10 protein-coding genes are annotated in these 11,807 nt (G+C 59.3%); 9 read left to right on the forward strand and 1 reads right to left on the reverse strand.

The window, feature by feature from the left end; translation table 11 throughout:
- Positions 1-313: 313 nt before the first annotated feature.
- From C8K63_RS05610 to C8K63_RS05650, 9 genes are all read left to right on the forward strand, one after another.
- Complete coding sequence (locus C8K63_RS05610) at positions 314-910, forward strand: paraquat-inducible protein A (protein WP_108215786.1); 597 nt, start codon at positions 314-316, stop codon at positions 908-910.
- Positions 907-1,563, forward strand: coding sequence for a paraquat-inducible protein A (locus C8K63_RS05615; protein WP_108215787.1), 657 nt, complete (start codon positions 907-909; stop codon positions 1,561-1,563). Before C8K63_RS05610 ends, C8K63_RS05615 begins: the two co-directional genes overlap by 4 nt.
- Positions 1,544-3,220 (forward strand): intermembrane transport protein PqiB, encoded by a 1,677-nt coding sequence (locus tag C8K63_RS05620; protein ID WP_108215788.1) that lies wholly within the window; start codon positions 1,544-1,546, stop codon positions 3,218-3,220. Before C8K63_RS05615 ends, C8K63_RS05620 begins: the two co-directional genes overlap by 20 nt.
- Positions 3,221-3,237: 17 nt before the next feature.
- Entirely contained in the window at positions 3,238-3,795 is a 558-nt protein-coding gene (locus C8K63_RS05625) for a membrane integrity-associated transporter subunit PqiC (RefSeq protein WP_108215789.1), read from the forward strand.
- A 301-nt stretch (positions 3,796-4,096) separates the two neighbouring features.
- Positions 4,097-4,753 (forward strand): histidine phosphatase family protein, encoded by a 657-nt coding sequence (locus tag C8K63_RS05630; protein ID WP_108215790.1) that lies wholly within the window; start codon positions 4,097-4,099, stop codon positions 4,751-4,753.
- Positions 4,754-4,927: 174 nt separating this feature from the next.
- Positions 4,928-6,658, forward strand: coding sequence for a lipid IV(A) 4-amino-4-deoxy-L-arabinosyltransferase (arnT, locus tag C8K63_RS05635; protein WP_108215791.1), 1,731 nt, complete (start codon positions 4,928-4,930; stop codon positions 6,656-6,658).
- Positions 6,659-6,982: 324 nt separating this feature from the next.
- A complete protein-coding gene (locus tag C8K63_RS05640; RefSeq protein WP_108215792.1) occupies positions 6,983-7,996 on the forward strand; it encodes an iron ABC transporter substrate-binding protein in 1,014 nt (337 codons plus the stop codon).
- A 51-nt stretch (positions 7,997-8,047) separates the two neighbouring features.
- On the forward strand, positions 8,048-9,598 hold the full coding sequence (locus tag C8K63_RS05645) for an iron ABC transporter permease (RefSeq protein WP_263292454.1): 1,551 nt from the start codon (positions 8,048-8,050) through the stop codon (positions 9,596-9,598).
- On the forward strand, positions 9,595-10,665 hold the full coding sequence (locus C8K63_RS05650; protein ID WP_108215793.1) for an ABC transporter ATP-binding protein: 1,071 nt from the start codon (positions 9,595-9,597) through the stop codon (positions 10,663-10,665). Before C8K63_RS05645 ends, C8K63_RS05650 begins: the two co-directional genes overlap by 4 nt.
- A 4-nt stretch (positions 10,666-10,669) precedes the next feature.
- On the opposite strand, the gene xerC is transcribed toward C8K63_RS05650, so the two are convergent.
- Positions 10,670-11,608 (reverse strand): tyrosine recombinase XerC, encoded by a 939-nt coding sequence (gene xerC / locus C8K63_RS05655; RefSeq protein WP_108215794.1) that lies wholly within the window; start codon positions 11,606-11,608, stop codon positions 10,670-10,672.
- Positions 11,609-11,807: the final 199 nt, after the last annotated feature.

Below are 11,807 nucleotides of genomic sequence, written 5' to 3' on the forward strand. Positions count from 1 at the left end.
AGACCGGACCCTGGTGAGTTACCCCAAAACCATGCCCTCTGGTTAGTTCCAAGCGTTCAACGGCCAAAAAAATGAAAAGCCTGTTGCTACTCAAGGCACCCGAGTCAGCCTAGTACGGTTATTATCAAAACGCGCATTGCAAGCCAAAGAATTCAAAATCGTTCGTCACTGGTTTCCCCATGAAATACCTTGGGTCGAGGCGTCCCCGGGCGGCGGATAGTGTTAAGGTTGCGACTTTCGATTTGCTCAATCGCAAGTCACTTCTATATTGAGGGGGTGCTCTGAACTTCCTGCCTTCTGTCGAGCTTGCCCCATGGCATCTACTGATCAACTGATCATCTGCGAGCACTGCGACAGCGTTTACCAGAAAGTCACGCTCGCCAAACATCAGAAAACCCTGTGTACGCGCTGCGGCGGCGTACTTCAACGCTATAACGGCCTCACGGTGGAGCAGCGTCTTGCGTTGACCTTCACAGCGTTGATGCTCTGGATATTCGCCAATTTCTATCCGGTGATGAGCATCAGCCTCAAGGGTGTGAAGAACAGTGCAACGCTCTGGGACTCGGTGCTGGCCCTGAGCCTGGGGCCTATCACGTTCATCGCCATGGTGGCGGCAATCGCCATGGTCATCGCGCCGGTTTTCCAGCTGTTGCTGCTGATCTGGGTGCTGGGCTTCGCCCTCGCCCGGCAACGCTCGCCCGGATTCAAATTCTGCATGCGCTGGCTGGAAACCCTGAGGCCCTGGAGCATGCTCGAAGTCTGCCTGCTGGGCGCCATGGTCGCGGTGATCAAGCTCGCCGGTCTGCTCGATGTGCTACCCGGCATAGGGCTGTTCGCCCTGGCGGCGCTGAGCCTGATGATGATCCGTATCGCCGGGCGCGATATTCGCGAACTATGGGACATCCTATGAGCACGCCTCCGTACGCCGACGAGCTCAACCTGTGCCTGTGTCACACCTGCGGACTCGCCTGCGACATGACGGGCGAACCTCACGAATGCGAACGCTGCGGCGCGCCTTTGCATCGACGCAAGACCAATGCCTTGAACCGGACCTGGGCCTACATGATCGCCGCCCTGGTGTTTTACATCCCCGCCAATTTGCTGCCGGTAATGAACACCAAAATGGTCGGCCATGGCGCCGACAGCACGATCATGAGCGGCGTGCTGGAGTTCTGGGAAGCCGGAGCCTGGGACATCGCCCTGATCATTTTCATTGCCAGTATCGCGGTGCCGGGCATCAAGTTCGTCGCCATCACGCTGCTGCTGGTCACCGTGCAACGCGACAGCGAGTGGGCGCGTAAAGAGCGGTCGACGCTGTACCGCTTCGTCGAGGTCATCGGTTACTGGTCGATGCTCGATGTGATCGTGGTCGCCCTGGTGGCCTCGCTGGTGAAGTTCCAGGCCCTGGCCGACATCGAACCACGCCCGGGCATTCTGTTTTTTGGTCTGGTGGTGGTGTTCACCATGCTGTCGGCCATGAGTTTCGATCCACGCATGATCTGGGATAAAGAACGGGAAACCCCACACAATGAGGAGGTCACGGATGAAGTCACAAGCCACTGACGGGCCGCAAGCCCTCGGGCCGGCACCGATCAAGACCAGCCGTTTCAGCGTTTCGCTGGTCTGGATCGTACCGATCGTCGCGGTGCTGGTGGGTATTTCGCTGGTGGTTCACAGCATTCTGCAGCAAGGCCCGACCATCGTTGTCACGTTCAAGACAGGGGACGGCCTGACCGCGAATAAAACCGAGGTCAAATACCGCAATGTCGTGATCGGTCATGTCTCCGATGTGGAGCTGAGCGCTGACCAGAAGAGCGTCAACGCCACGATCAAACTGGAAAAACAGGCCGAAAGCTTTACCCGCGAAGACTCGCAGTTCTGGGTCGTGCGGCCGCGCATTGGCGCTGGCGGTGTGTCGGGCATCGATACGCTGCTGTCGGGCGATTACATCGGTGCCGATATCGGCCAGGCCAACGGCCGGGCAAAACACTTCAAGGGGCTGGAGAATCCGCCGCCCATCACCTACGGCGAGCCGGGCAAGCGTTTCACCCTGTTCACACAGGATCTGGGGTCGCTGGATATCGGCTCTCCGGTCTACTACCGCAAGATCCCGGTGGGTCAGGTGGTGGCCTACGCGCTGGACCCGGATGGCAAAGGCGTGAACATCGAGCTGTTCATCCATGCACCCAATGACAAGTACGTCACCGAAAACACCCGTTTCTGGAACGCCAGCGGCATTGACGTGAGCGTCGGCGCCAACGGTTTTGCGGTCAAGACCGAATCGTTGTCTTCCTTGCTGGTGGGCGGTATTGCCTTCCGCGCGCCCGACTACAGTCCTGACGATAAACCTGCGGCTGCCGAGTACGCCTACGAACTGTTCGAAGACCAGCAAACCGCCCTCGCCCCGCCAAACGGCAAGCCGCAGTACCTGGCCATGCGTTTCGACCAGGCAATGCGCGGGCTCAAGGTCGATGCGCCGGTGGAATTCCTCGGCGTGGAAATCGGCAAGGTGGTGGCGGTCAATCTGGATTACGACGAGAAAAAACGCTCCTTTCCGGTCAACGTCGGCATCGTGATTTACCCACAACGCCTGGGCCAGGCCCACCTCAAAATGCTCAAGGCGCTCAGTCATGATCCCAATGACGAAGCCGGGAGTGTGCGTCTTATCGGCACCTTTATCGAAAACGGCCTGCGTGCCCAGGCCCGCACTGGCAACTTCCTGACCGGCCAGCTGTACATCTCCCTGGACTTCTACCCCAAGGCCGACAAAGTCGCCTTCGATACAGCGGCCCGCCCGGTCATGATTCCGACCCTTCCCGGCAGCCTCGAGCAGTTGCAGGAAAAACTCGAATCCATGGTCGACAAGATCAACAAACTGCCGATCGAGCGTATTGCCGGCAATCTCGATGGCAATCTCGTCGAACTGCGCAAAGGCATGATGCAATTCAACGGCAAGATCCTGCCTGGCGTGCAGACCACCTTGGCGGACGTCAGCAAGACCCTGGTAACGGCCAATTCGACCTTGCAATCCGCCAGTTCGACCTTGGCCGAGGATTCACCACAACGGGAAAAACTGGGACAAACCCTGGATGAACTGGGACGCACGTCGAGATCCTTGCGTGATCTTTCGGATTACCTGGGACGGCATCCGGAATCGCTGCTTCGCGGCCGTCCGAACAATGCCGCCCCCGTGGATCTGCAAGGGCCACCGCGCAACTGAACACAGGAGCAACACCCATGGCTTTTCCGCTGAAGCTCACATTGGTCACCGCGATGTTGCTGCTCGCCGCTTGCCGCAGTGACCCGATTCACTTCCATACCCTGACCCCGGCCCAGGCGGGCGATCACTCAAGGACCCGCGTCGGGGCGATTCAGATCGAGACGATCAGCGTGCCGCCCCAGGTCGATCGTGCGCAGATCGTCATTCGCGAGGGCAACAGTGGCCTGGCGATCCTGGAATCCCAATGGTGGGCCGCGACTCTCGTGGACGAATTGCGCAGCGCACTGGCCGATCAATTGAGTAACAGTCCTGCACAAGGCAAATATTCGGTGCGGGTCGATGTGCAGCGTTTTGACTCGGTTCCCGGTCAATACGCATTGATGGACGTGGAATGGCGCCTGCGCAGTGCCGGCATCGGCGATACGGCACGGGTGATTTGCCGCAGCACCTTGCAAACGCCGTCAGGTGCGAGCATCGATGACCTGGTGCTTGCCCAGCAAAACAACGTCAAACGCCTGGCCGCGCTGATCAGCCAGGCTGCCGCCAGACCACAGGCTGACTGCCCTTCGCCCTGAACGGGTTTCCTCTCTGCGGATTAACGGCGGCAAGTGCGTCGTTAATCCCGTTCCTTATGTCCCTTCTGTTTCCCGCTGTCATTCCCCGCTGAAGTACAAGAGAAAAAATCCCGGCATCAGATTAATTACCCACCGGAACCCCCTCTGCAATTTTTTCACATTCCTTTCACCGCTCCGACACCTGCTCTGATTTAACGTGGGCTGCAATTAATTCGCTGACTTAGTCTCGGCGGTCATTTTTCGCGCTGTTTCAAGTGTTGTTTAACAGCACTTCCCTGGCGCTCCAACGGGTGAAAAAAACTTGGTCAACCCCGTCTCGCGTAAATCGTCTTCGCGCCTGTCCAGATCGGTCGTGGCCATTGGTGCACTGAGCCTCGCCGTGCTTGCCACCTGTTTTGTCCTGTGGCCGAAATCACCGGCCAACCTGGCCCATGAGGGCGCACAAGCCCGGGCCCAATTGCTGCAACAATGGAGTGCCGGCGAGATCGCGGTGCTGCTTCGTCATGCCGAGCGCTGCGACCGTTCCAGCAATCCTTGCCTGGGCCCGGCCGACGGCATTACCCGTGTCGGCAGTGAAGCGGCCGCTCGTGTCGGGCAAGGCCTGGCACGCCTGGGTTTGACGCAAACCGACATCCTCACCAGCCCGGTGACGCGCACCGTGCAGACCGCACATTACATGTTCAACAGCGACCCACGGACCCAGGAGTGGCTGGCGACCTGCGGCACGACCCTGCGTAACGATGTCGTGGCGCACAAGGTGGCGCACCGCAATCTGGTGCTGATGACCCACAGCGGTTGCATCGCTGATTTTGAAAAGCAGACCGGCTTCAAGCATTCGGCGAAGGACGCCGAGTACAGCAGCGCGTTGTTTGTCCACATCGATGGTCATGGGCAACTGAAAGTACTCGGCATTGTGAATGCCGAAGACTGGAACACTCTATTACAAGAAAAGAACTGAAATCATTACGGATCGAGAACCTTGGCACTAAGTTGTTTCAAGCCGGACTGAATGGAACCTGAACAGAACAGCGAGAAGTGTGATTGAACTTCTCGCCGTTCAATATCATTCCGGCTTTCTCTCACTAGTTGCACATCACTCTTCAACCTGCCATCTCAGCGCCAAGGTCCAGACATGACGTCAATTCAGCCACTGCCGGATTTTGCTGACCATTCTTCCCGCCTGCACGCCCCACGCGCGCCTGCCAACGAGCGTAGCGAGCGCTGGATGCTATTGGCGTTGTTACTGGCGTTCCTCGTGTTCTACTTGCTGCCGCTGATGAGCCACGGACTGTGGATTCCCGATGAAACCCGTTATGCCCAGATCAGCCAGGAAATGCTGCAGGGCGGGAACTGGGTCTCGCCGCATTTCATGGGCCTGCGTTATTTCGAAAAACCGATTGCCGGGTACTGGATGATTGCCATCGGCCAGGCGGTGTTCGGTGACAATCTGTTCGGGGTACGCATCGCGTCAGCGTTGAGTACCGGGCTGAGCGTGTGGCTGATCTACCTGATTGCCCACCGGTTCTGGGGCGATCCACGCAAAAGCTTCGCCTGCGCGCTGCTCTACATGAGCTTCGGGCTGATTGCCGGACAAGCCGGGTACGCCAACCTCGATCCGCAGTTCACCCTGTGGGTCAACCTGAGCCTGGTTTCCCTGTGGTTTGCCATCGACGTTCGCAGCACTCGCGCCCGCCTGGGATTCTGGGCGCTGTTGGGCATCGCCTGCGGCATGGGCTTCATGACCAAGGGCTTTCTGGCCTGGCTGCTGCCGGCGGTGATCGCCCTGCCCTACATGCTCTGGCAGCGTCGCATGGGCGAACTGTTGCGCTACGGGCCACTGGCTGTTGTGGTCGCCGCGGCCGTCTGCCTGCCCTGGGCATTGGCCATTCATCATCAGGAACCGGACTTCTGGGATTTCTTCTTCTGGAACGAGCACGTACGCCGCTTCGCCGCCGACAATGCGCAACACGCCCGTCCGTGGTGGTTCTACCTGCCGATGCTGGTCGTTTCCGCCCTGCCCTGGGCTGTGTTGTTGCCGACAACGTTCATCCAGGCCTGGAACAACAAGCGTCAGCCCGTCGGTGGATTTCTCCTGCTCTGGTTGTTGTTGCCATTGGCGATTTTCAGCATGAGCAGCGGCAAGCTCCCGACCTACATCATGCCGTGCCTGTTGCCGCTGGCGCTGCTAATGGGCCATGCGCTGACCGGCCTGCTGGAACAGGCACGGGGACGGACGATTCGCGTCAACGGCTGGCTCAACGTGGTCATCGCCACGGTGGCTTTGATCGCTTTGCTGTACCTGCAACTGAGCAAAGAGATTTTCGAGAATACCGAGATGTTCAGCCTGTCCCTGGCGTTCATCGTGCTGCTGGGCTGGATCATCGCCAACGCGCTGCAAATCCTGCGGCCATTGACGTTATGGGCGATGCCGGCCCTCGGCATCTGGTTGCTGGTGGCGCTGCTGCCCGCCGCCATGCCGGGTCAGATCGTCGACAGCAAGATGCCCGACCGGTTTATCGCCGAACACCTGGACAGCTTGAACCAGACCACCTCGCTGCTGAGCAACGACCTGGGGGCGGCATCTGCCTTGTCGTGGCTGACCAGGCGACCGGAAGTAGCGCTCTACAATGTCGTTGGTGAAATGAAATACGGCCTGCAGGATCCCGCCGCCGCCTCGCGCAAAGTGGCCCTGCAGGAGGTCGGACACTGGATGACCGAGGCGCGTAAAAAGGGCTCGGTCGGGGTGGTGATGAGGGTCAACCGCGTCGATGAAATTCAGGAAGTCGAGGCGCTGCCCACCGACGGAAAACGCTATCGGCGCGGCAACTTGCAGGTCCTGATCTTCCCGCAAATCCAGCCCTGACAGGCAAGACGCAAAAAGCCCGAGAGGTCGAACCGGCCTCTCGGGCTTTTTTGCGGGTGAACGCCAAAGGCACGACAAAAGGCAGTCGAGGGCAGTGCCATATTCTGATCGGCGACATCGTTTGATCGACGAGTCGAACCACAGCGGGCACAACACTGCTAATCTGAATGAAAATTACATGTATTTACGGTTTTTTTTACGTTATTTTCTCATTTGGATGTCTACATTCCCTGCAATTCAAAACATGCAAATGATTCGCATTGGTTTACAAGCGTTTCAATGCGTATGACTTTCAAAAAAAATGCACCAGGAGCAGCCCGCAGAATGATTCCCAACATCCCTTCGTTCTTGAAAAAGGCCCTGCTGGCCACCGCTTTGCTGAGCGCTGGCCAGGTCTATGCAGCCGACTCCGTCGGCATCGTGGTGTACAACGCGCAACACGAAGGCCTGACCAAGGCCTGGGTCGAGGGCTTTACCCAGGAGACCGGTATTCCCGTCACCCTGCGTAACGGCGATGACACCGAAATGGGCAACCAGATCGTGCAGGAAGGCGCGGCTTCTCCGGCGGACGTATTCCTGACCGAAAACTCCCCGGCCATGGTGCTGGTCGACAACGCCGGGCTGTTTGCGCCGGTCGAGAAAACCACGCTGGAACAGGTTGACTCCGCCTACCGCCCGGCCCACGGCAAATGGGTAGGGATCGCTGCGCGCTCCACGGTGTTCGTCTACAACCCGAGCAAACTGCCGGAAGCCGACCTGCCGAAATCGATCATGGACCTGGCTTCGCCGAGCTGGAAGGGTCGCTGGGGTGCATCGCCAGGCGGTGCTGACTTCCAGGCCATCGTCGCTGCCATCCTGGAACAAAAGGGTGAAACCGCCACGCTGGATTGGCTTAAAGCGATGAAAACCAACTACGCCAACTACCGTGGCAACAGCTCGGTACTCAAAGCGGTGAATGCCGGGCAGATCGACAGCGGCGTGATCTACCACTATTACAGCCTGGTGGATCAGTCCAAGACCGGCGAAAACAGCAAAAACACCGCCCTGCACTATTTCAAGCACAAAGATCCGGGCGCTTTTGTTAGCATCTCCGGCGGCGGCGTCCTCGCTTCCAGCCAACACAAAGAACAAGCCCAGGCGTTTCTCAAATACATTACCGGCAAGGATGGCCAGGCTGTCCTGAAGAACGGCAAGTCGTTTGAGTACGCCGTGGGCAAGAACGCTGAATCCAACCCTAAATTAGTGCCTCTGCAGCAACTCGATGCGCCGACTGTCGATGCTTCTAAACTCGACAGCAAAAAAGCCGTGGAGCTGATGACACAGGCCGGACTGCTCTAATTGATACCTGAAACCCTGCCTGCGGGGGTCGTTGAGGCGACACCCGCACATTTGCGCCGACGATCCCGCGGAGTCTTTGCGGGACGTGGCGGTGTATGGGTGATCGGTTTATCGGTGCTGGTTTCATTACTGGCGCTGCTACCGATCGCTTACGTTGTTGGCGTGTCCCTGCAGACAGGCTGGTCAACCGTCGTGACTCTGGTGTTCCGCCCCCGGGTTGGCGAACTGCTGATCAATACCGTATTGCTGGTACTGCTGACGATTCCGTTGTGCGTTGCGCTGGGGGTGACGCTGGCGTGGCTCACAGAACGCACGAATTTACCCGGACGGCGCTGGTGGTCGTTGTTGGCCACCGCACCGCTGGCAGTGCCCGCGTTCGTTCACAGCTACGCCTGGGTCAGCCTGGTGCCGCCTATTCACGGGTTGTTTGCCGGTGTCCTGGTCTCGGTCATCGCCTACTTCCCGTTCCTGTATCTGCCGGTGGCGGCCACTTTGCGTCGGCTCGATCCGGCCATTGAGGACGTCGCCGAATCCATGGGGCTCAAACCCTGGAAAGTGTTTTTCCGCGTGGTACTGCCGCAATTGCGCTTAGCGATCTGCGGTGGCGCCTTGCTGGTCGGCCTGCATCTGCTGGCCGAATACGGCCTGTACGCGATGATCCGCTTCGACACTTTTACCACCGCGATCTTCGATCAGTTCAAATCGACCTTCAACGGCGCAGCGGCGCATATGCTGGCCAGCGTGCTGGCGTTGTGTTGCCTGGCGATGTTGACGGCCGAATCCGCCGCCCGGGGTTCGGCGCGTTACGCTCGCGTCGGTTCGGGAAGCGCCCGGGAGCAACGGGTCGTGTGCCTGAAACCGGTATCCACCCTGCTCTCGCTGACCCTGCAAATCGTGACCTGCGCCCTGGCCCTGGGCGTGCCCTTGATCACCTTGGGTAAATGGCTGATCGCCGGGGGCGTGGAAGTCTGGGACATGGCCGAATTGCTGCCTGCGCTGGAGCAAACCCTGCTGTTGGGCGTCGCTGGCGCGGCGCTGACCACTTGCGCGGCGATCCCGATCGCCTGGCTGTCGATCCGCTACCCCGGCCGACTGCAACGAGTGCTGGAAAGCTGCAACTACATCACCAGTTCCCTGCCGGGAATTATCGTGGCGCTGGCACTGGTGACCATCACGATCCATTTTGCCCGGCCGATTTACCAGACCACCTTCACCGTGCTGCTGGCGTACCTGCTGATGTTCTTGCCCCGCGCCCTGGTGAGCCTGCGCGCAGGCATTGCCCAGGCCCCGGTGGAACTGGAAAACATTGCCCGCAGCCTGGGCCGCTCGCCGGCCCGGGCCCTGTGGCTGATCACCTTGCGCCTGGCCGCGCCGGGGGCTGCCGCCGGCGCGGCGCTGGTGTTCCTGGCGATCACCAACGAATTGACCGCCACCCTGCTGCTGTCCCCGAATGGCACGCGCACCCTGGCGACCGGATTCTGGGCCATGACCAGCGAAATCGATTACGCGGCCGCTGCGCCTTACGCCTTATTGATGGTTGTGCTGTCGCTTCCGTTGACCGGACTTCTTTATCACCAATCGAAAAAAACGGCTGGCCGATGAACACTCTTGAATTGAATGCCCTCTACAAGTCCTATGGCGCCCATTGCGCCCTGGACAACGTCAGCCTGTCGGTGCCCAGCGGCAGTCGCACGGTGATCGTCGGTCCTTCCGGCTCCGGTAAAACCACGTTACTGCGCATGATTGCCGGCTTCGAATTCCCCGACGCCGGGCGTCTTTCGTTCAATGGTCAGACCCTGGTCGACGGCACCCACGAAGTGCCGGCCCATCGACGTCTGATCGGCTATGTGCCGCAGGATGGCGCACTCTTTCCACACATGACCGTGGCCGCGAACATCGGCTTCGGCCTGGCGACCAAGGGCACTGAAAAACAACAGCGAATCGCCGAATTGATGGACAGTGTGGCGCTGGACGCGAAGATGGCCGAGCGCTGGCCTCACGAATTGTCCGGTGGCCAGCAACAGCGAGTGGCCCTGGCCCGGGCATTGGCGCAACAACCACGGCTGATGCTGCTGGACGAGCCGTTCTCGGCGCTCGATACCGGATTGCGCGCGGCGATGCGCAAGATGGTTGCGCGACTGCTGGAAGACGCGGGCGTCACCACCATTCTGGTCACCCATGACCAGAGTGAAGCTCTGTCGTTCGCCGACCAGTTGGCAGTGATGCGCCATGGCCGATTGGTCCAGTCAGGGCACCCGCTGGACCTTTACCGTTATCCTGAAGACGAACAGACCGCGCTGTTTCTGGGGGATGCCGTGGTCATGCCCGCGCGCATCGAGGCGGGCTGGGCCCATTGCGACCTGGGGCGGATCCCGGTCAACAACCACCGCAACAACCGCTCGGCGCAGATCATGCTGCGCCCCGAACAGCTGCAACTGGCCAGCATCCTGCCCAGTGACCCGCAAGACAGCGGTTGCCGGGCCGTGGTCACCGACCGGGACTTCAGCGGCAACACCTGCACGCTGACGGTGGAACTCCAGCCGTTGACCAGTAGCGAGCAACCGGGCCGATCACTGCTGGTGCGCAGCTCAGGCATGTATGCACCACCCGCCGGCAGCTCGGTTCAGGTCTCGACCATCGGCCATGCCCATGTGCTGAGCGAGTTGTGATCGTTCACAGATCGAATCGATCCACCGCCCGACGCCGCTCGTTGTCATCGCGCACATCGTAGTTGGCCGTGGTCTGGATGTTGCTGTGATGTGCCAGTTTCTGCGCAATCGACAAATCATGCTCTTCGATCACCCGGGTTATGAATGAACGCCGGAAGTCGTGGGGCATGATTTTCACCCCGACCTGCGCGCCCCGCTGCCGGGCGATGTAATAGATCGCATGTTTGGTGATGCGCTCACGGGTGATATGGCTGCCCCGGCGGATGCGATTGAACAGAAACGGGTCGTCCGCCTCTCCTTCCTTGAGCAACGAACGACGCAGCTCGAGCCAGGCTTCAAGCTTGGCGAAGGCCCAGGCCGGGGCGTACTTGATCAATTGCTTGTTGCCCTTGGCCGTCACCCGCAGGCTGCGCTCGGTGAAATCGACCTGGTCCAGTTCCAGGTTCACCGATTCGGATTTGCGCATTCCCGAACCGTACAGAATCCCGATGATCGCGGCATCCCGCAGTCCCTGTGGCCGCGGATCGGCGGCGCAGACCGCCATCAATTCCTGAATCAGCGTGCGCCTGAGATTGCGCCCCTGGGACAGCCGTGTACCGGCCATGCCCTTCACCGTACGCATCTTCAACAGATGGTCCTGAGAGATCAGGCTCATGCGCCACGCTTCGTTCATCACCCCGCGCACCGCGTTGACATACAGCGAGGAGGTGTTCGGTGCATAGCCATCCGAACGTAGAGTGGCCACCAGCGCGATCACGTCTTCGGGCTGCAAGTTGTGCCAGGGTATCTCCTCGATATCGTGATCTTCGAAGCCCAGGCGGTCGGCGGCATCCTGCAGCACATAACGCATGGTCAGTTGGCTGGACGGCGCCAGTCGCGCCAGATACAGGGTCAGCGGATTGGTGAGGGGTAAACTTGAGTCAGTAACAGGTAAGTCAATCAAACGAAACGGCCTTGAATGAAAACAGTTCAATGAAGCAACTAAGAAGTGAAATAACGATGATGTAAAAGACATTACAGCTGTAGGACTTTTCCCAAGAACCGCCATACATGCGGGAAGTCTGAACAGCGGCTTAATAGCTTTCAGATAAACGATTCCCCAACCGTTTTTTCATGTTCCTTTCACAAAATCGGGCATAACC

Origin of the sequence: Pseudomonas sp. GV085 (genome assembly GCF_003050925.1) — a bacterium.
Classification (GTDB): domain Bacteria; phylum Pseudomonadota; class Gammaproteobacteria; order Pseudomonadales; family Pseudomonadaceae; genus Aquipseudomonas.

Excerpts from the sequence above, each read along its gene's own strand:
- C8K63_RS05610 (WP_108215786.1), top strand. The coding sequence starts at position 314 with ATGGCATCTACTGATCAACTGATCATCTGCGAGCACTGCGACAGCGTT.
- C8K63_RS05615 (WP_108215787.1), top strand. The coding sequence starts at position 907 with ATGAGCACGCCTCCGTACGCCGACGAGCTCAACCTGTGCCTGTGTCAC.
- C8K63_RS05620 (WP_108215788.1), top strand. The coding sequence starts at position 1,544 with ATGAAGTCACAAGCCACTGACGGGCCGCAAGCCCTCGGGCCGGCACCG.
- C8K63_RS05625 (WP_108215789.1), top strand. The coding sequence starts at position 3,238 with ATGGCTTTTCCGCTGAAGCTCACATTGGTCACCGCGATGTTGCTGCTC.
- arnT (WP_108215791.1), top strand. The coding sequence starts at position 4,928 with ATGACGTCAATTCAGCCACTGCCGGATTTTGCTGACCATTCTTCCCGC.
- C8K63_RS05640 (WP_108215792.1), top strand. The coding sequence starts at position 6,983 with ATGATTCCCAACATCCCTTCGTTCTTGAAAAAGGCCCTGCTGGCCACC.
- C8K63_RS05650 (WP_108215793.1), top strand. The coding sequence starts at position 9,595 with ATGAACACTCTTGAATTGAATGCCCTCTACAAGTCCTATGGCGCCCAT.